Consider the following 19,930-nt stretch of genomic DNA (forward strand, 5'->3'; position numbering starts at 1 on the left):
GCGGGTCGGGAGACGCGGGGCGAAAGACGCGCGGCGGCGGCGTCAGTGGTAGGTCGTTGTCGTCGATTGCAGTTTCGTCAGCACGCCTTGCCTGAATCGAAACCAGCCTTGCGGCCCTTGCATCACGACTTCATCGCCTTGCCAGAACACGCGTCTGAGCGGCATGCGCGTATTCAGGCGTTCCACCAAGGGCGGGTGGCGGCGAAAGTCGTATAGCACGAGGCCGGCATCGGTCTGGACCAGCATGCGCGCGACGCTATCGGCCGCGCCGCCGATGTCGTCGAAATGCGTCAGCGTATTGGCGCCGAAGCGGTCGAATACTTGCTTGTCGATTGTGGCCGCGAAGCCGTGGTCGACCCGTTCGAATTGCACGGCGCCCGAAGGCGTCACGAACGGGCCGGAGGCATCGCTTTGCGCCCGCGCGCCCGTCGCGAACAAGGTGGCTGCGAGCGCAGCGAGGAACAGTCGTTTCATTTTGCCTTTTCAGATTGAGCCGCGCCTCCGCAACCGGAGTGCGCGCCGCTCATTTTGGCCTACTTCTGCGTGCTTACCATAGCTTTCGTCGTTTTCGCACCAGGACAGCGGCGCGCAATAAAAAAGAGCGAAGCCCGTCGCGGCTTCGCTCTTCCATTGCTGCACTGAACCTGCGTCAGATCATCAACCGCAAGCCGGCGCGGCCTTCTTGCACGCATCGGCCAGTTGCGGCGGCGGGTCCTTCTTGAACACCGTCTTGTACGATTCGAGCACGTTGGACTGCACGACCGGCAGCGACTGCACGCCGATCCATGCCGGCGGCGTCTGGCCGATCAGCGCCTTCATCATCGCCATTGCTTCGGCCACGCCCTGATCGTAGGGGCGCTGCGAACCCGTCGCCTTGAGCGGGCCCCCCTTGGCGATTTCGATGGCCGATTCGAGCCCCAGATCGACCGTCGTCATCGGCGTATTGAGGCCTTGCGCGCGCATCGATGTGAGCGTGTCGAGAGCCGGTTGATCCCACACGGCAAACACGCCCTTCACGTCCGGATTCGCGGTGAGAAAGTCACCCGCGATCTGCCCGACCTTCGATGGATCCGTGAAGGCGACCTGCTTGATCTTGATGTCGGGACGGTTCTTCTTCATCCAGTCGTTGACGGCCTTGGTCCGCTCCGTGGTGCTGAAGTAATCCACGCCGAAGTTCACCAGACCGACCGTGCCGCCCTTCGGCACGCACGACGCCAGTACCTTCGCCGCGATCTGGCCATTGCCTTCGCTATCCGCCGAGATCATTGCTGAGTATTCCTGAGGATGTTTGAGACCCGCTGGCACGTTATCCATGAACACGAGCTTGATGCCGGCCTGCGAGACTTTCCTGTACGTCGCGGCGGTCGCCGTGCCATCCACTGGAATCGAAATGATGCCGTCCGGATGGCGCTGGATGGTGTTTTCGATGTCGGCAATCTGCTTGTCGACCTGATACTCGGCCGACGCCGTGCCGATCACTTCCACGCCGTATTTCTTCAGCGTATCGGTGATGCCCTGCACCTGCAGTTGCGACCAGTCGAGATTCATCGTCTGCATCGAAATGCCGACCTTGAACTTGCCGGCCTTGATCTTCGCGGCCTCGGCATCCGACAGCTTGACGGCATCGACGGAGGCCGCTTTCTCGCCATTCGGCCCCTGCCCGACGATACCCGCCGGTCCGATCGACGCCACCGGCAGTTTCTCGCACGACTGCGCAAATGCCTGTGAACAGCATAGGGTCATGGCGCTGATCGCCACGACACTCGCCAGTCTCGCTCCTGATCCACGACGATAGTTCATGATCTTCCTCCAGTGGTCTTGTGGTACTGCGTCTCCTGCTATGTCTGGAATTGCCCTTGCCGGGCCGCCGCGCCGTCTCGCCCGCGCGTCGGACCCGTTTTACTCCGGCCGCTCAGCGCCTATTTCAATGCGCGTTTTCAAGGCTCATTTTCATTGCTCACTTGCGTGCTTATTTGCGTGTGAATGCCACCGCCGCCACGATGATCACGCCCTTGATGACGAGTTGCAGCGACGAACTCACGCCCAGCAATACGAGGCCGTTATTCAGCGTGCCGATAATCAGACTGCCCAGCAGCGTGCCGAGAATAAAGCCGCGTCCGCCGAACAGACTGCAACCGCCCAGCGTGACGGACGCAATCACATCGAGCTCCATGCCCTGCACGACGTCCGGCCGCGCCGCATGCGAACGCGCGGCCAATACGAGCGCGGCGAGTCCGGCAAGCGCGCCTGTCAGCACAAAAGCGAGCGTCGTCACGCGGCGAATGTTGATGCCGGAATACAGCGCGGCCGTCGGGTTGCCGCCCGCCGCGTAAATCTGCCGGCCGAACACGCTGTAGTGCAGCAGCAGAATGCCGCCTATTACGGCGAGCAGCGTCCACAGGATCGGCACCGGCACGCCGGCAATGTCCCCTTCGCCGAAGATCGCGATGAAGCGGTCGTTGGTGATGATCTCGGGCCGCGTCGTCGTGACCAGCAGCGCCAGGCCGCGCGCCGCGCTCAAGCTGCCGAGCGTAACGAGAAACGAAGGAATGGACAGACGCGTGGTGACAAGGCCATTGATCGCGCCGACAATTGCACCGGTGCCGATGCCCGCAAGCGCGCCGATAACCCAGCTATCGCCGATATGCGACATTGCCAGCGCCGCCGACATACCCGAGAGCGCCAGCGTCGAGCCCACGGAAAGATCGATCTGCCGCGCAATGATCACGAAGGTCATGCCGATCGCGATGATCGACACCAGCGCGGTTTGCCGGCCGATATTCAGGAAGTTGTCGATCGACAAAAACCACGGCGACGCAAAACTGAACACCACCAGCAATATCGCAAACGCGATATAGAGCATGTAGGGGCGATCGCCCTGCAGCAGGAGCTGCACAATGCGCCACGCGCGGCCGTGGCGCTGGGCGGCCTGTTGCTCGGCGGAGATCGGCGAAACAGACTCGTTCATGAGGCAAGCTCTTCGGTAAGCCGGGAAAGTTGAATCAGGTGATGCAGTTCTTCCGCGTGACGAATCTGCGCGCGCTCGACGGTTCGTTCGATCGAGCCGTCCACCACGATGGAAATGCGGTCGCATAGCCGCAACAATTCATCGAGATCCGACGACACCACCACCACCGCCGTACCCGCGCGCGTCGCATCGTGCACCACGCTATAGATTTCCTCGCGCGCGCCGACGTCGACGCCGACGGTCGGCTCGTCGAGCAGCAACAGCTTCGGGCGCGGATGATTCCATTTGGCGAACACGACTTTCTGCTGATTGCCGCCGGAGAGAAACTTCACCTGGGTCGAGGCGTCGGGTGCTTTCACGGACAGTTGCTTCATCGCCGTGCGGGCCTGCTGTGCGGCGGCTTTCGCGCGCAGCCAGCCGCCGCGCGAAAATTGCGGCAGGCGCGGCAAGGTCAGATTGCGTTCAATCGAATGATCGAGCACGAGTCCTTGCAGATGGCGGTCTTCAGGCACCAGCGCGACGCCGCGGCGGATCGCGTCGGCGGGACGACGCGCGGCGAGCGGCTCGCCGTCGAGCTGCATCGTGCCTTGCTCGATTGGCAGGAGTCCGAATATTGTCTGCAGAATTTCCGTGCGGCCGCTGCCGATCAAACCGGCAAGACCATGCACCTCACCCTTGCGCACGGAGAAATTCACCTTTGAAAGACGTGCATTGCTCACGTTGACAAGCGTCAGCACCGGCGCCTGCTCAGCACCCTGCCGGGCAATCTCCGTGGAAATTGGCGCATCTGCGCGCGGCGCCGTTTGCGCCGCCGTCCCCGTCGAAGTTTCCTGCCTCGCTTGCATGGCCGCGTGACGCGGGCCGACAATGGCCGCGACCAGCTGCTTCATGTCGGTCTCGGCAGTGGCGAACTGGCCGGCATTGGCGCCGTCGCGGAACACGGTCACGCGCTGCGCAATGCGAAACACCTCGTTCAGGCGGTGCGTCACGTAGATCACCCCGACGCCGCGCTGCGTCACCGTGCGAATCGCGTCGAACAAAATCTGTTCTTCGCCGCCGGTGAGCGCGGAAGTGGGTTCATCGAGGATCAGCACGCGCACGTCGCCCATCAGCGCCTTGCAGATTTCGGTCATCTGCCGGTACGCAAACGGCAGCGAATCGACGGGCACGCGCGGATCGAGCGGAATATTGTGCTGGTGCAGAAAGGCGCCGACCTGCGCCATCAGTTCGCGCTGCCGGACAAAGCCAAGCCGCGTGCGCGGCTCGCGCCCGAGCATCAGATTGGCGCCCACCGACAGCGATTCGACCAGACTCAGGTCCTGATAAACGACGGCGACGCCCGCCTCGCGCGACTTCGCCGGCGATTCGAATGCGACCTGCCGGCCGGCAATTTCAATCGAGCCTTCGTCGTAGGTATGGACGCCGCTCAGAATCTTGATGAGGGTGGATTTGCCCGCGCCATTCTCGCCGAGCAGTGCGTGCACTTCGCCCGGCATGACTTGCAGATTCACGCCGCGCAACGCCTGCACGCCACCGAATTTCTTGGTGACGCCCGTTACGCGGATCAATGGCGCCTGAGGCGATGAAGCGGCCGCGACCGCAACCGGCTCACTCATCCTGTGTCTCCTTCGTCGGCAAGACGAATTCTTATGCTTCGCGAGCGGGTCGCAAAGGGGTGTGTTGTGATCTTCGCATCATGTAAATGATGCGTCAATAACATTTAGCCCCTATTCGACGGGTTCTCGGCGAGACAATCACAACAATATCGAGTTATTTTGTGATAATTACAACAAACCGGCGTTAGAAGAAGGCAGGGCCGCCAGCCCTCGCTTATTGCTTGCCTGAAGCGAGTTGCTGGTTTCGTCCGGTGAGAAACTGGATCAGGCCGTCCACACCGCTTTGCTGGATCTTGTCGCTGAACTGCTGCCGGTACGTCTGGATCAGCCAGACGCCCAGCACGTTGATGTCATAAAGGCGCCAGCCCTGCGGCGTGCTGTAGAGCCGGTAGTCGATCTCGGCCGGTTCGCCGTTGCGGGTGGCGATCGTGCGCACCACGGCGTCCGTATCGGTCGGGGCGATATGGACCGGCGGATAGTCGATCTGCAAGTCCGGGCGCAACTGGCCAATCGCCCCCGAATAGGTGTAGATCAGCAGCATCTTGAACTGCTCGACCAGTTGCTGCTGCTGCGCGGGTGTCGCCGTGCGCCAGTAGCGTCCCATCGCAAACGAGGTGGTGCGGCGAAAATCGGTGTAGGGAAGAATGTCGCGGTTGACGATATCCATGATGCGCGGAATATCGTCCGGCTCGATCGCCTTGGTGCGGACTTCGTCTAGAACCTGTTGCGTCGCGGTCTTGATCAGAAGTTGCGGATTCGATTGGTCTACCTGCGCGTGCGCCGCACCGCCGAACCAGAGCAACACCGCGCAAAGCGTCAATAGAGAACGAGCCTTCATATGAGGAATCCTCGCTGAGAGTGGGTTGACATGCTGCCGCCAAGTATCGCCCATCTGAGGCCCGGGCATCTCGCGGCGGTCCTTCACCCTCTGCGGCTCTCCGGGGTTGGCGCCGCATCCCGCTAATTCCCGTCTAATTTTCCGCGCTCAAGATGTCCTCATCGAAAACGAAATCAGAGGATGTGGACATCATGAAACTCGCCAGAATCGCACGCACCGCCTTGCCCATCGGCCTTGTCGCCGTGGCCCTCACCGGTTGCGCCGTCATGCCGCCAAGCGGCCCCTCCGTGGTCGCCCTGCCGCCCAGCGGCAAACCGCTGAACGTGTTCCAGCAGGAAGACTACGCCTGCCGCGACTACGCATTCCGCTCGGACGATGCCGGCGCGCCCGCTCACAGCAGCCTGCCGGAAGGAGTCGGCAGCAGCGCAATCGGCACGGTCGGCGGTGCGGCAGCGGGCGCGCTGCTCGGGGCCGCGGCGGGCAACGCCGGGGTCGGCGCGGCCATCGGTGCGGGCGCGGGTCTGCTGTTCGGCAGCGCGGTGGGCGCAAATAACGCACAAGCCGGTTCGGCCAGTCTGCAGGCGCGCTATGACGCGGCTTACTCGCAATGCATGGCCTCGAAGGGCAACACCATTTCGCAGCCGGCCGTCTATACCACGATCGCTCCGCCGCCTGTGGCCTATGCGCCGGCGCCGGTCGTCTACGGCTATCCGCAGCGCTTCGGCTACTGGTCTTACTGAAGGCCGCAGCTCATTTTCATCTCACTCTGCCGCGCGATGATGCGGCCAATGGATCACGAACGACGCCAAATCGCTGCCGTGACCCGCTCATCCACTCAATGAGGTATCCGAAATGTTCAGGAAGATTCTGGTTGCAGTCAGTACCCGCTCCACCGATGCCGTGCTGATGTCCGCCATCGAAACCGCCCGCAAATACGAGGCGCAGATTGTCGCGCTGCATGTCGTCGATCCCTCGCCCTGCTATATGGGTGCGGCCGACTACAACTTCGGCCTGGCCGTCGAAGCCATGGAGGCGCACGGACGCGAAGTCGTCACGCATCTCAGGAATGTGCTGGACGTGTATGGACAAACGGCGGAGGTTCGCATGCTGACGCTGCCGCTGGCGGGCGTGACGGTGGGCCGCGCGATCGCGACCGTAGCCGAAGAGACGGGCGCCGACCTGGTGATGCTCGGCGAACGGAGTTCGTCGCGCTGGCGCTGGCTGAAAGAGGACGTGACAGCGGAAGTCATGCGCTGCTCCAGCAGCCCGATCCGGATTGCCAGCGGGCAGCCCGCCGTTGCTCCGGGGCATCAGGTAGGCCCGCACTGGAAAGGTGTTTCGACCGCGCGCGGTTGATTGCATGGCCACTGCGGTGACCTCGCGCACAACTTCGCAGATAACCTCTCGGATAACTTCGCAGAATGCGGCGCGGCATGGCGTGGCCCGGCCACGCCGGCAGATTCAACCCGCCGCGCCCGCGCCCGTCACGTTGGAATCGTTTTTACGCTGGACCGGCAGCATGCCCTGCTTCTGCATGGCGGAGATGACGTCGTCGACCAGCACGTCGTCGAGCAGCCGTCGACCGTCGCGCTCACGGCGAGCATTGGTGCGGTCGATGGCGCGTTGCAGATCGGACATCTCGGCGGCGATAAAAATGGCGAGTCCGTAGCCATATCGCTCGGCGAGTGCTTTGTCGAAAAAGTGTTTCATGCTGTCGCTGTCGATCAACTGGGTGCATCGATAAAGTCGGCGTTGTCATTTCAGGTTCGCACCCCGCGAATCTGAAATAGCTCATACGCCGCGCCGTATAGCGTGTTTTCGCCTATAAAGCGGTTATCGACCGTGCGGCTAAAAAGCTTTAGGGCTGGGTGATGAAGCGTTCCCGGCATACCGTCAGCGTCAATTGACGCAGCCAACGGTGAACCGGATCCACCTCTAAACGGGGATGCCACATCTGCGATACCGTGATCTCCCCGGTCGTCACGGGAAGCTCGAAGGTGTAAGCGGCAGCGCATCCGCAGGCGGGCGATTCCTGCTGTCCGGCTTGCTTGCCCATGCACGACGCGGGCACCAGCGCGATCAGATCGGATGCGCGGGCCACGGCGAGTGCGGCGTGAAAACCCGGAACGACGGCGATTATAGTGCGTTCCAGTCCGAGGGTCGCCAATGCCTCGTCGACGGGACCGTTCGCGCGGCCGCGCCGTGAAGCAACCACGTGGCCGAAAGCCGTATAGCGTTCGGCTGTCACCTCGCGTTCCATCGCCAGCGGATGCCCCTGCCTGACGACGCCGACAAAACGGTCACGGAACAACGCCTGCACCCGCACCTCCGGTCCCATTTCACTCAACACGCCAATCTCAAGATCAGCCGAGCCGTCGCGCAGATACGCCGCCGTCTTCTCGAGCTTCGGCGCAAAACGCAGACGCACGAGGGGCGCGATGGCGGTCGCGGCGGCGATCAGCGACGCGCCGAAGGCCTCCACGAAACCGTCATTGGCGCGAATGGTGAAGGTGCGCTGCAGCGTGGAGAAATCCGGCTCTATGGATGACGGGCGCAATACGGCGCGCGCCTCATGAACCACGTTCTGCGTGCGTTGCCGCAGCGCCTGCGCGTGCGGCGTCAATACCATGCGGCGTCCCGCCCGCACCAGCAAAGGGTCGCCGGTTACCTCGCGAAGCCGGCTCAAGGTCCGGCTCATTGCCGAGGCGCTCAAACCCAGCCGACGCGCAGCGCCGGCCACGCTGCCGTCGGCAAGCAAAACGTCGAGTGCAACCAGCAGGTTCAGATCGGCTTCAGGCATGCCCGATCGTAGCATCAAGCGCCGGGACATGGCGTTTGGTGCAGCGTATCAGTGCAACCGCTGCGTCTTCCGCCACGTCAGCCGCGCCGATATATTGGGTGTACCGGTTCGCGACCGCGCGTGGCGCATCCAACCCGCGTCCGGGCGGTCTCACTCACACGGAGTTTTCATGCAAGACGCCTCTACACAGAAAACCGTCCTTCTCGTTGGTGCATCCCGTGGTCTCGGATTCGCCATGGTCGAGGAATATCTCAAACGCGGCTGGCGGGTGATCGCCACCGGCAGGGTTCACTCCGTGGACCGGCTGCGCCAACTCCCGGCAAGCACCCAAGGCGCGCTGGAAGTCGAAGCGGTCGATATCACGGTGCCCGAGCAGGTGGCCGCATTGCATGGTCGTCTCAAGGACCGCCAGGTGGACGTGCTTTTCGTCAACGCCGGCGTCAAAAACGACGACGGTGAAACGATCGCCGATGTCTCGACCGAGGAATTCGTGCGCGTCATGGTGACCAACGCGCTGAGCCCAATGCGGGTTATCGAGGCATTTCAGGACCTGGTGCGGCCGGACGGGACACTTGGCGTCATGTCATCCGGTCAAGGCAGTCTTACCAACAACACGAACGGCAACTATGAGGTTTATCGCAGCAGCAAGGCGGCCCTCAACATGCTGATGCGCAGTTTTGCGGCGCGCCACCAGGGCGAGCCGAAAACCTTGCTTTTGATGGCGCCAGGCTGGGTCAGAACAGAGACGGGCGGCCCTGACGCGCGCCTGAGTATCGAGGAAAGCATCCCGAACCTGCTCGACACGATGGAGGCTTACGCCGGACGCGCCGGCTTGCATTATCTGGACTACCTGGGAAGAGTCGTTCCGTGGTGAGCGGCATGCAGACGCGAACGGGGACTCCACCCTTTAACGCGTCGGTAGCCAGCCAGACATACCGGGCGCGGGTGCAAGCGAGGATGAAAAGCCGGTCGACAAGACCGATTGCGGTGAAAGACGCCAGCGTCGCGACGATAAGGGATATGGCGACCAATCCCAGGTTGTAATTGCTTTGCATTGCCTGGCGCGGCTTTTTACTAAAGCTCAATTAGTGGTATTGAACAAATAACCTCGCACGGTCTCTCAGTCGGCAAAGCACTTAGCTCTGCGAATTTCACGGGCCCATAAAACGAAATTCGGAGATGCAGCACGGCTTAAGGTAAAGCAGTGTTGTTATGAGAACAAGCCGATTGGAAATTCATTTATGCAGTCAGGCCGGGCAAGGGCCTCCGGCAACCGGCCGATACCGGTTGCACGGCCAGCCCTCGGGTCAGTCCGACAACGCCCTTTCATCACGTTGACAAGTCCCCGCGTTACCCTGCCAATTTCAGTGGACGCCGAAAGCGCTGAGCGCGTCGCCAGCATATCTATTTAGATTCGTTTAAATTGTCGGGTGGCGCGAAAGCCCAGGGTGGGCAGGCGACCCGGAATCAAGGGCAAAATCCGCGAATTTCGCTGCCGGCAATATGAAATGCATTTGTAATGAAATAGATTGAAATATGTAAGTCATATAAATTCATATGACGTTTACTAAAATCTCCGGTCCGAATGGACCGCCAAAGTTCATACGGCAACGTTCTTTACAGGAAGCACGCCCGAATATGGATTCGCCACCTGCTGTTAGCACCTGTTTCAAGTTTTCGTCGCAATCTTTGGGGAGCTTCCAGCGATGCCTCGCCATCGCAGCCGCGTTGTGCGTCAGCGCTTGCGCCGTCGGTCCCGATTACCACAAACCCACCATCCAGGTTCCTGAGAGCTTCAAGGAAGGAACGGACTGGCAACGCGCGCAGGCAAACCCGCAAGGTTCGCTGTCGAGCGACTGGTGGACGGCCTATCACGACGACAAGCTGACCGATCTGATCCAGCAGTCGCAAAAAGCCAACCAGTCGATTGCCGCCTCGGAAGCCGCTTACCGGTTGGCGCAAGCCATCGTGCAGGCGAACACGGCGAGCCTCTTTCCGGTCGTGAGCGCCGATTTCTCGGGTTCGCGCACCGGCATCGGGCCTAACGCCACGTCTTCCGGTTCGCTGGGCGGCGGCAGCACCGCGGCCGCCGAAGGCCATGGCGTATTCAATAGCGTCAGCGCCAGCGTCGCGGCAAGCTGGGAACTCGACCTGTGGGGCTCGATCCGCCGTCAGATCGAAGCCGCCAAGGGCAGCGCCGAAGCCAGCGATGCACAGTTGGCCGGCGAGCGCCTGTCCATCGCGTCGACGCTCGCGGTCGACTATTTCGAGCTGCGCGCGGCCGATGTCGATATCCAGTTGCTCAAGCAGCAGCAGGACATCGACAACCGCATTCTCGACATGACGCAAGCCGCGTTCAAACAGGGCGAGGCATCGAGCGACCAGGTACTCGACGCGCAGGACACGCTCGAACTCGTCATCGCCGATCTGCAGACCACGGAGACCTCGCGCGAGCAGGACGAGCACGCCATTGCGGTGCTGGTCGGCGTGCCGCCGGAAAGCTTCGCGCTGCCGGTGGACCCGTCGTATGCGTTCGCGCTGCCCGACGTGCCGCTCGCGCTGCCGTCGCAACTGCTCGAACGGCGCTATGACGTCGTCAGCGCCGAGCGCACCGCCGCTTCCGCCAACGCGCAGATCGGCGTGGCAATCGCGGCGTTCTTCCCGACGCTCACGCTGTCGGCGCAAGGCGGCTTCCAGCACAACACGCTGGCGCACCTGTTCTCGCTGCCGAGCCGCGTCTGGACGCTGGGTCCGGATCTCGCTTCGACGATCTTCGACGGCGGCGCCCGTACCGCGGCCGTGCACGAAGCGCGCGCCACTTACGATGAGGACGTCGCGAACTATCGCAACACGGTACTGACCGCGTTCCAGACCGTCGAAGACAGCCTTTCGTCGGTCAATCATCTGAAGCAGCAGCAATCGGCCTTCGCCAATATCCTCAAGCGCAACCAGCAGTTGTTCGCGAGCGAGCAGGCGCAGTTCCAGGTCGGTTCGGCCAGCCAGCAGGAGCTGTTGACCGAGCAGCTCACGCTGCTCCAGGCTCAGCAGAACCTGAGCGACACGCAGGCGCTGCTGACGCAGAGCAGTGTGACGCTGATCAAGAACCTGGGCGGCGGCTGGCAGTGGGACGACGCCAAGGCGGCGCTCGCCACCAGCCAGGACCCACCGGCCGCCAGCACCGCACCGCCCCAGAAGCTCGAAGCCGTCTCGTTGAAATGAAGCTGCCCTGATCCCTTTTGTTCGGACGCCGCGATGCGTCGATCGGACTGTGGAGATCGCGTCGCATGCTGTCTGGCACCTCCTTCCACGCAGTTACGCAAGAAAAAACGGAGTATCGATGAAGCCGCCCCCGCTACGCATGCCCTTGCTGTGCCTGGGACTGATTGCCCTCGCCGCCCTGGCCGCCTGCGAAAAAACCAAGCCATCCGCCCCTCCTGCGCCGAAAGTCGGTTTCGTGAAGGTGCAAACCCAGAACGTGCCGCTCACGCGGCAACTGGTTGGCCGTCTGTCGCCGTATTACAGCGCCAATGTCACGGCACGCGTCTCCGGCGTGCTGCTGCGGCGCGTCTATACGGAAGGCAGCCAGGTGCAGCAAGGCCAGTTGCTGTTCCAGATCGACCCGACGTTCTACAAGACCCAGCTCGATAACGACCTCGCGCTAATGGCGCAGGACCAGGCGACCTACATCAACGACAAGGTCACCGCCCAGCGCAACCGCACGTTGCTGCCGGTCGGCTCGGTTTCGCAACAGACCGTCGACAACTCGGACGCCGCCGAACGCAGCGCCCTCGCCAAGGTGAAGGCCGACGAGGCCACCGTGGAAAGCGCCAAGGTCAACCTCGCCTACACCCGCGTGACTTCGCCGATCACCGGCATCGCCGGCCAGCAGCTCGTCACGCAAGGCGCCGTGGTGGGCAGCAGCACCAGCGACGCCGGCTCCAGCGGCACCTTGCTGACCACGGTTCAGACCATCGATCCGGTCTACGTCAACTTCACCATCAGCGCGGCTGAACTGGTGACGCTGCGCCAGGCGCAAACCAGCGGTTCGGTGGCGCTCTCGCAGCAGAATCACACCAGCGTGCAGATCAGCCTGCCCAACGGCAGCCAGTACAGCAGCGTCGGCACGCTCGACTTCTCCGACGTCGCCGTGAACGCCACGACCGGCGCGGTGAATCTGCGCGCGGTGGTCGCCAATCGCGAGCACGTCCTGCTGCCGGGCATGTACGTCACCCTCACGGCTAACTTCGGACAACAGAATAACGTCATCCTCGTGCCGCAGCAGGCACTGCAGCGCGACACCATCGGCGCTTATCTGCTGACCGTGGGTCCGGACAACAAGGCGGTGCGCAAGGACGTCGTCGCCGACGACAGCGACGGCAACAACTGGATCATCACCAAGGGGCTGAATGACGGCGACCAGGTCATCGTGTCGGGCCTGCAAAGCGCACGTGAAGGACAGCCGGTAGACCCGTCCGCGTGGCAACCGCCAGCGGCCGCTTCGGCTGCTGCAGCAGCGTCGGCGCCGGCAGTAGCGGCCGCCGGCAAAGCGCAATAGGAGCCACGACATGCCGAGTTTCTTTATTAACCGCCCGGTGTTCGCGTGGGTCGTCGCCATTCTGATTTCGCTGTTCGGCATCATCTCGGTGCACAGCATGGGCGTCGATTCCTACCCGGACATCGCGCCGCCGCAGGTGACTGTCACTGCAACGTATCCGGGCGCGAGCGCCGATACGATGGAGTCGACCGTCACCCAGGTGATCGAGCAGCAGCTCACCGGCATCGATAATCTGCTGTACTTCAGTTCGACCTCGAGCTCGAGCGGCCAGACCATCATCACGCTGACGTTCGCCACCGGCACCAATGCCGACATCGCCCAGGTTCAGGTGCAGAACAAGGTCACGCTGGCGCAGCCGCTGTTGCCAAGCCAGGTGACCCAGCAGGGCGTGGTGGTGGCCAAGGCGAGCCCGGACATTCTGATGTTCATCGCGCTGCAGTCGGACAATCCGTCCATCGACGGCCCGCGCCTCGCCGACATTCTCGCCTCGCAGATCCAGCCGGCCGTCGGCCGCGTCACCGGGGTGGGCAACACCACCCTGCTCGGCTCCGAGTACGCCATGCGGATCTGGCTGGACCCGGCCAAGCTGGAAGGCTACGGCCTGTCCATCACCCAGGTGCTCAACGCCGTGAACTCGCAGAACGCCCAGTTCGCGGCGGGTTCGCTCGGCGCCGACCCGGCGGTGAACGGCCAGGTGTTCACCGCGACGGTGTCCGGCGACGCGCTGTTCACCACTCGTAAGCAGTTCGAAGATATCGTCGTGCTGTCCAACAGCAACGGTACGGTCGTGAAGCTGAGCGATGTGGCGCGCATCACGTTCGGTCCGCAAACCTACGGCGAGAAATCGGTCTTTAACGGCAAGCCGGCCGGGGGTCTCGCGATCTTCCTGCTGCCGGGTGCGAACGCGCTCTCGGTCGCCAATGCCGTGAAGGCCGAAATGGGCAGCCTTGCCCGCGACCTGCCGGCAGGCGTGACGTGGAATGTGCCATACGACACCACGCCGTTCATCACCGCATCGATTTCGGACGTGATACACACGCTGGCCGAGGCCATCATCCTCGTGTTCATCGTGATGCTGATCTTCCTGCAGAACTTCCGCGCCACCATCATTCCGACGCTGGTGATTCCGGTGGCCCTGCTCGGCACCTTCATCGGCTTGTCGGCGCTGCACTACACGCTGAATCAGTTGACGCTGTTCGGCATGGTGCTCGCCATCGGGATTGTGGTGGACGACGCGATCGTGGTGATCGAGAACGTCGAGCGGATCATGAGCGAGGATCACAGCGATCCACGCGAGGCGACCCGCAAGGCGATGGGCCAGATCACCGGCGCTATTGTCGCGATCACGGTGGTGCTCTCGGCGGTGTTCGTGCCGTCGGCGCTGCAACCGGGCGCCACCGGCATCATCTACTCGCAGTTCGCGCTGACGATTGCGGTGTCGATGTGTTTCTCCGCGTTCCTCGCGTTGTCGTTCACGCCTTCGCTGTGCGCGGCGATTCTGAAACCTGGCCATCAGGTGAAGAAGAATGCCTTCTTCCGCTGGTTCGACCGCGGTTTCGAAAAGACCACCAACACGTATCTCGGACACGTGGGCCGCGCTGCACGGCATGCCCCGCGCTGGATGATCTTTTTCGTGCTGGCGGTGGTGCTGACCGGCTTCCTGTACACCAAGGTGCCGACCGGCTTCGTGCCGGATGAAGACCAGGGCTTCATTCTCGCGCTGATCAACCTGCCGCCGGGTTCGACCCTGCAGCGCACCGACCGCGTGATGGCCGAAGTGAGCGACAAGCTGAGCAAGAGCCCGATCGGTAACGACATCGTCGGCATCTTCCAGCCGGAAGGCTTCAGCTTCGTCGGGGTCAGCGAAAACGTCGGGATGGCGTTTATCAAGCTCTCGGATTGGGGCAAGCGCTCGAAGACGGCGATGCAGCTGATTCCGCAGGTCAACCAGATCCTCCACGGCATTCCCGACGCGCAGATCTTCGCGGTCAACCTGCCGACGATTCGCGGCCTGAGCCAGTTCGGCGGGATCGACATGTATCTGCAGGCGCGTGCGGGTCAATCGCGCCAGGAACTCGCCGACGCGCAGAACACCCTGCTCGCGAACGCCAGCAAGAGCCCGGTGCTGTTCGGCATCCGGCCCAACTCGCTGCCCACCGCGCCGCAACTGAAGATCATGGTTGACCGCGTGCAGGCGGAATCGATGGGCCTGTCCCTGAGCGACGTCTACGCGACCATCCAGACGGAACTGGCGCCGTTCTACATCGACCAGTTCACCTACGCGGGCCGCGTCAAGCGCGTGTATGTGGAAGCGGACGCGCCGTACCGCATGAACATCGATTCGTTCAATCGCCTGTTCACGCCAAGCGGCATCGCCAGCGCGGCAAGCGGCACGGCCAGCACGGCAGGTTCGGCCACCACCACCAGCGGGTATCTGACGCAGGTCGATCCGTCTGTCACCAACTCGGCGATCAGCCCGTACAACATGGTGCCGCTCTCCAGCGTGGTGAAGACAAGCTGGGGCATCGGACCGCTGGTGCTGCCGCGCTACAACGGTTACGCCGCAATCGAAATCGTCGGTAACTCGGCGGCGGGGTATTCGACGGGCCAGGCGATCCAGACGCTGCAAAGCATCGTCGACCGCGAACTGCCGCCTGGGTTCGCTGCGGACTGGACCGGTCAGTCGTATCAGGAACTGCTCGCCGGCAGCTCGGCGACGGTGCTGATGATGCTGTCCATCCTCGTGGTGTTCCTGTGTCTCGCGGCGCTGTACGAAAGCTGGTCGATCCCGGTGGCGGTGCTGCTGGTGGTGCCGTTCGGTCTGCTCGGCATGGTGGCTTTCTGCCTCTGGCGCGGTGTGCCGAACGACATCTACTTCAAGATCGGCCTTGTGACCGTGATCGGACTCGCCGCGAAGAACGCGATTCTGATCGTCGAATTCGCGGTGGAGGGACAAGCGAAGGGCATGACGCTGTTCGATGCCGTGATGAGCGCGGGCCGTTTGCGTTTGCGGCCGATTCTGATGACGTCGATGGCCTTCATCCTCGGCGTGCTGCCGCTGGTGCTTTCTACCGGCGCGGGCGCGTCCTCGCGGCATGAGATCGGCACGGGCGTGATCGGCGGCATGCTGTTCGCCACTTTCTTCGGGCTGCTGATGATCCCGGTGTTCTACGTGGTGGTGCGCCGCGTACTGGGTGACAAGCTCGACGAGGTCTCGCACAAGCTGCCGCATCACGGCGACGACAAGCAAGATGTGCCGACCTGAGCGTCGCGCATCACACGACGGAGCCGCCCTTGACCGGGCGGTATCCGTGACCGGCGGCCCGGGGCGGAATGCGACATGAAACGAACCCGGGCAGACTCACTCAGAACGCGCGACCGGATTCTGGACGCGGCCGAGGCGGCGTTCTACGAACACGGCGTCTCGCAAACCTCGCTCGCCGACATCGCCGAACACGCCGGCCTCACGCGCGGCGCGATTTATGGGCACTTCCGCAACAAGGGCGAGGTCTTCACCGCCATGGTGGAGCGCACCGTACTGCCGATGGAAATGCTCTTCACCGTCACGGCGGAACCCGATGAACCCGACCCGCTCGGGCGCATGGGCGACATCCTGGTGCGTTGCCTGACGAGCGCCGCGACCGAACCGCATAGCCGCCGCGTGTTCGACGTTCTGTTCACAAAATGCGAATACACGGCCGACATGGGCCGGGTGCTCGACCGTCAACGCAATGCGGCGCGCTATGGCCGCGAACGGATCGAACTGGGCCTGCGCAACGCGGTGGCGAAAGGCCAGTTGCCGGTCGACCTCGACATCGAGCGCTCCGCGAGCCTCGTGCAAATCTTTCTGAACGGCGCGTTACGCGACTGGCTGCTGGGGCATGGTTCCATCGTGTTGCCGCGCGACGCCAGATACATCGTGGACGCCTGCCTCGGCATGCTCAGGCACACCCGCTCTCCCGCCGGCCACGAATCGTAGCCCCCGCGTCAACTTCCCCGCGTCCTCATTCCTAGCTCATTCTTGCCACGCAGAATGGCTCCTGTCAGCAACAGCATCATCCACCCGCAGACGACAGGAGCGAATCATGAACTGCAAACATCTGGCATCGATCGTCGTAGCGACGACCGCGTTGGTCCTTTCCATCGGCACCGCTGAGGCGGCACAGGGCTGCGGCCCGGGAGGCTGGCGCAATGTATGGGGCCAATGCCGCTATGCCGGCCCCGTCATCGTCCAGGCGGCCCCGGTGGTCTACGCCGCGCCGGCCGCGCCCGTTTCGAGTTATGCCTGCCCGCCGGGATACTGGCTCGGTCCGTGGGGACACTGCCGCGACACGCCTTACCATGGCCGACTGCCGAACGGGATGTATCAGTGAAGCGGACGGCGGCGGCCTGTGGCGCTTGCACACACGCGCAACCGCCACGGGCCGCCGCTCACCTATACTGAGGGGATCATCGCTGGGTCCGGCACTCACTGCCCTTACTGCGGTGAAGAGGAGTGCCAAATGGAGTGTGATCTTCATACGATAGCGTCCTTGCTTCGGCGCCCAGGCGCGCGCAGAAACAGGCTTGGGGCGCTGTTATTTCTCGCGCTGTCATGCAGCGTGAGCACAGCGCGTTCAGCACAGGAGGCACCTCCCGCCGACACATCACCCGCATCTGCGCACGCGAATCACCCTGCCGCGCAAGGTACCCACCTCGACCGCTCCGGCAAGACCCGCAAGGGCAAGGTCTCGTACTACGGCCACAAGTTTTACAGGAAGAAGATGGCCGACGGCACGCCGATGGATCCGCAATCCGATGCTGCCGCCAGCAAGACGCTGCCGATCGGCACCAAGGCCCGCGTCACGAATCTGAAAAACGGCAGCACGGCGGAAGTCGAAATCAGGGATCGCGGCCCTTACGCGGGGAACCGGATCGTCGACGTCACGCCCAAGACCGCCGACAAGCTCGGCCTTAAAGAGGACGGCACGGCGCCCGTCGAAGTGAAGCCGGTGGAAGTGCCGCAGCCCGACGGCAGCATGAAACCCGGCACAGGCGCCACGGATTCCGCGCAGAAGCAGTGATGGGGGCCGGCGTCGTCTAGCCTATGCGCGTCCTGTGCGCCATGCGCTTCGAAGTGGACGAGCTTATACTCGGTTCAATCGAACGGACTCCTGCCGACTCCTGCCATGTCCCAGCGCCACACTCATCCGGAATCGCATTCCGCGGAATTACCGCTGCCGACGCCCAGCGTTGCGTCGCTGTCGATGGCCGCGCTGATCGCGATCCTCGCATGGCTCGCCTTCGCCGCGCAAACCGACATCACGATTGGCCGGATGCTGCTGCGCGGGCTGGGCGTGATCGATGGCATCGAGCGGATCAGCAGCTATCTGACCAACCTGACGATCTTCGCCGTCGCGGTCAGTTTTTCCTGCGTGGCGCTGCGCGCCCGTTCCGCGCCCGGTCGATTCTTCCGCAAGCCGCCGGTACTCACGGCCATCGTCGTCTATATCGTGTTCGTGGGACTGGCGTATAACTTCCTGCTGCGTCACGTCTGGACACCATCGGGCTATCGCGCGCTGCTCAACGAAGTCCTGCATACGGTCGTCCCGCTGTTATGCGCGCTTTACTGGCTACTGTTCGTGCCGCGCTTTCATCTGCTGCTGCGCGATTGTCTGTTCTGGCTGATTTATCCGCTCGCCTATCTGGCGATGACACTGTGGCGCGGCAGTGAAACCGATTTTTATCCCTACCCTTTCATCGACGTCAGCGAACTCGGTTACGAGCGTGTGCTCATCAATACCGTGCTGCTGCTGTTCGGCTTCGTCGTGCTCATGGGCGTGTTTATCGCGATCAATCATCGCCGTCCGCGGCGGGCGTCCGCCCCTGAGTCTTCGCAACAAAGCCTGAACGGCGACGCCCGTTAAGGCTCGGTCAGGCCTGATCCGGCGCTTCGATATTGAGTTCTCGCGCCAAGGCGCTTAGCTAGCCGTAGTCCACCGTGGACAACAATACGGTGAACAGCACCTTCGCGCCGACAAAATGCGCACACGCCATGGAATGCGCGCACGCCACGCGTACAAAAACCCCGCACATGGAACGCGCGGCCTCAGCCACGGCCGCGCCCGCTTCACTCAGCTCAAACCGTCTGACCCGCGCCGAGATCCGCGCCAGTAGTCGGGTCCGAACTCGTATCCGACGCGGTTCTCGATGCCATGGCCTGCAGCACCTTTACATCGCCGCGCGACACGTTGACGGTCGCCATGCCGTCGCCGCCGTCCACCGCCGGTTGGGGAGATTCGACAAACTCCCACTCCGGACCCTCGTTCCACGGGCCGCGCGGCGCATCGTCGCCTTGCGACATGTTGTAGTAAACGCTGGTGTACTCCGGCACGCCCGGCAACTTGCCCTGCGGAAAATTCGGCTGAATCGAATGCAGCGCTTTCTCAAACGACTTTTGATGGGCGATTTCCCGCGTCATCAGAAAGCCAAGCGTTTCCTTGATGCCCGGATCGTCCGTCACGTTGATAAGGCGTTCGTAGACAATCTTCGCGCGCGCTTCGGCAGCGATGTTGGACCGCAGATCGGCGGTCGGGTCGCCGATCGTATCGACGTAAGATGCGCACCATGGCACGCCGGCCGAATTGGTCAGCGCCGGTCCGCCGCCGTACAGCAGCGCGGTGGTGTGCGAGTCGTTGCCGCCACCTGTCATCGAGCGATACAACTCCGCCTCCGCTTCAACGGCTTCGGCAAGCTGACCCTTGGCGCTTTTGTTGAGCATCGCGACGATCGAACCAACGATCTCCAGATGGCTGAGTTCTTCCGTAGCGATATCGAACAACAGATCCTTGCGGCCCGGATCGTCTTCACCAATGGCCTGGGTGAAGTAACGGCAAGCCGCTCCAAGTTCTCCCTGCGGACCGCCGAATTGCTCGAGCAGCAGGTTAGCGAGACCGGGATTCGGCGCGGCGACGCGCACCGTGTATTGCAGGCGTTTGTTATGAATGAACATGAGACTTCTCCGGTGAATGGCCGAAGCGAACTCGCGCGGATGCAGAGAAATGTCAGGGGCCTGCATGCGCCGCGCAATCGTGTTCGACCATGAATCGACCCGGACGGCGGTACAACCGAATGGCTGTCCGCACCCAATCATGGGCGCCCGGCTCTCAGAGCA

18 protein-coding genes are annotated in these 19,930 nt (G+C 62.7%); 10 read left to right on the top strand and 8 right to left on the bottom strand.

The window, feature by feature from the left end; genetic code table 11:
- Positions 1–42: 42 nt before the first annotated feature.
- The 5 genes from FQ755_RS08775 to FQ755_RS08795 form a co-directional block, all read right to left on the bottom strand.
- Complete coding sequence (locus FQ755_RS08775) at positions 43–474, bottom strand: hypothetical protein (RefSeq protein ID WP_144153155.1); 432 nt, start codon at positions 472–474, stop codon at positions 43–45.
- Between the two features lie 183 nt (positions 475–657).
- Positions 658–1,800 (bottom strand): substrate-binding domain-containing protein, encoded by a 1,143-nt coding sequence (locus tag FQ755_RS08780; RefSeq protein ID WP_144153157.1) that lies wholly within the window; start codon positions 1,798–1,800, stop codon positions 658–660.
- A gap of 169 nt (positions 1,801–1,969) precedes the next feature.
- Positions 1,970–2,968, bottom strand: coding sequence for an ABC transporter permease (locus tag FQ755_RS08785; protein ID WP_144153158.1), 999 nt, complete (start codon positions 2,966–2,968; stop codon positions 1,970–1,972).
- Positions 2,965–4,584, bottom strand: coding sequence for a sugar ABC transporter ATP-binding protein (locus FQ755_RS08790; RefSeq protein ID WP_144153160.1), 1,620 nt, complete (start codon positions 4,582–4,584; stop codon positions 2,965–2,967). The genes FQ755_RS08785 and FQ755_RS08790 overlap by 4 nt, the downstream gene beginning before the upstream one ends.
- A gap of 214 nt (positions 4,585–4,798) precedes the next feature.
- The gene (locus FQ755_RS08795; RefSeq protein ID WP_144153162.1) at positions 4,799–5,422 is read right to left on the bottom strand and encodes a phospholipid-binding protein MlaC; all 624 of its coding nucleotides are present in this window, start codon (positions 5,420–5,422) and stop codon (positions 4,799–4,801) included.
- 191 nt (positions 5,423–5,613) lie between these two features.
- On the opposite strand from FQ755_RS08795, the gene FQ755_RS08800 reads away from it, so the two are divergent.
- Positions 5,614–6,162, top strand: a complete 549-nt coding sequence (locus FQ755_RS08800) for a glycine zipper family protein (RefSeq protein ID WP_144153164.1) — start codon at positions 5,614–5,616, stop codon at positions 6,160–6,162.
- A gap of 112 nt (positions 6,163–6,274) precedes the next feature.
- The gene (locus FQ755_RS08805) at positions 6,275–6,778 is read left to right on the top strand and encodes a universal stress protein (RefSeq protein WP_144153166.1); all 504 of its coding nucleotides are present in this window, start codon (positions 6,275–6,277) and stop codon (positions 6,776–6,778) included.
- A gap of 105 nt (positions 6,779–6,883) precedes the next feature.
- Here the strand turns inward: FQ755_RS08805 and FQ755_RS08810 are convergent, their stop codons facing one another.
- Both FQ755_RS08810 and FQ755_RS08815 read right to left on the bottom strand, forming a co-directional pair.
- Positions 6,884–7,132, bottom strand: coding sequence for a hypothetical protein (locus FQ755_RS08810; protein ID WP_144153168.1), 249 nt, complete (start codon positions 7,130–7,132; stop codon positions 6,884–6,886).
- A 148-nt stretch (positions 7,133–7,280) separates the two neighbouring features.
- Entirely contained in the window at positions 7,281–8,222 is a 942-nt protein-coding gene (locus FQ755_RS08815) for a LysR family transcriptional regulator (RefSeq protein ID WP_144153170.1), read from the bottom strand.
- Between the two features lie 169 nt (positions 8,223–8,391).
- Between FQ755_RS08815 and FQ755_RS08820 the strand changes: the two genes are divergently transcribed.
- The 8 genes from FQ755_RS08820 to FQ755_RS08860 all read left to right on the top strand — a co-directional run bounded on the left by FQ755_RS08820 (position 8,392) and on the right by FQ755_RS08860 (position 18,683).
- Positions 8,392–9,096: an SDR family NAD(P)-dependent oxidoreductase gene (locus FQ755_RS08820; RefSeq protein ID WP_144153172.1), complete on the top strand. Its 705-nt coding sequence runs from the start codon at positions 8,392–8,394 to the stop codon at positions 9,094–9,096.
- Between the two features lie 764 nt (positions 9,097–9,860).
- Positions 9,861–11,441, top strand: coding sequence for an efflux transporter outer membrane subunit (locus tag FQ755_RS08830; RefSeq protein WP_144153174.1), 1,581 nt, complete (start codon positions 9,861–9,863; stop codon positions 11,439–11,441).
- Positions 11,442–11,559: 118 nt separating this feature from the next.
- On the top strand, positions 11,560–12,777 hold the full coding sequence (locus FQ755_RS08835) for an efflux RND transporter periplasmic adaptor subunit (RefSeq protein ID WP_144153176.1): 1,218 nt from the start codon (positions 11,560–11,562) through the stop codon (positions 12,775–12,777).
- 10 nt (positions 12,778–12,787) lie between these two features.
- Positions 12,788–16,042 carry an efflux RND transporter permease subunit gene (locus FQ755_RS08840; protein WP_144153177.1) on the top strand — a complete coding sequence of 1,085 codons (3,255 nt, stop codon included), beginning with the start codon at positions 12,788–12,790 and terminating at the stop codon, positions 16,040–16,042.
- Positions 16,043–16,117: 75 nt separating this feature from the next.
- Entirely contained in the window at positions 16,118–16,756 is a 639-nt protein-coding gene (locus FQ755_RS08845; RefSeq protein WP_144153179.1) for a TetR family transcriptional regulator, read from the top strand.
- A gap of 106 nt (positions 16,757–16,862) precedes the next feature.
- Positions 16,863–17,150, top strand: a complete 288-nt coding sequence (locus tag FQ755_RS08850; protein WP_144153181.1) for a GCG_CRPN prefix-to-repeats domain-containing protein — start codon at positions 16,863–16,865, stop codon at positions 17,148–17,150.
- Between the two features lie 228 nt (positions 17,151–17,378).
- Complete coding sequence (locus tag FQ755_RS08855; RefSeq protein ID WP_260858442.1) at positions 17,379–17,840, top strand: septal ring lytic transglycosylase RlpA family protein; 462 nt, start codon at positions 17,379–17,381, stop codon at positions 17,838–17,840.
- 105 nt (positions 17,841–17,945) lie between these two features.
- On the top strand, positions 17,946–18,683 hold the full coding sequence (locus tag FQ755_RS08860; RefSeq protein ID WP_144153186.1) for a Pr6Pr family membrane protein: 738 nt from the start codon (positions 17,946–17,948) through the stop codon (positions 18,681–18,683).
- A gap of 212 nt (positions 18,684–18,895) precedes the next feature.
- Here FQ755_RS08860 and FQ755_RS08865 read toward each other — a convergent pair whose 3' ends face one another.
- Positions 18,896–19,768, bottom strand: coding sequence for a manganese catalase family protein (locus tag FQ755_RS08865; protein WP_144153188.1), 873 nt, complete (start codon positions 19,766–19,768; stop codon positions 18,896–18,898).
- Positions 19,769–19,930 lie beyond the last annotated feature (162 nt).

This window comes from Paraburkholderia sp. BCC1885 (assembly GCF_900996235.1).
GTDB lineage: Bacteria > Pseudomonadota > Gammaproteobacteria > Burkholderiales > Burkholderiaceae > Paraburkholderia.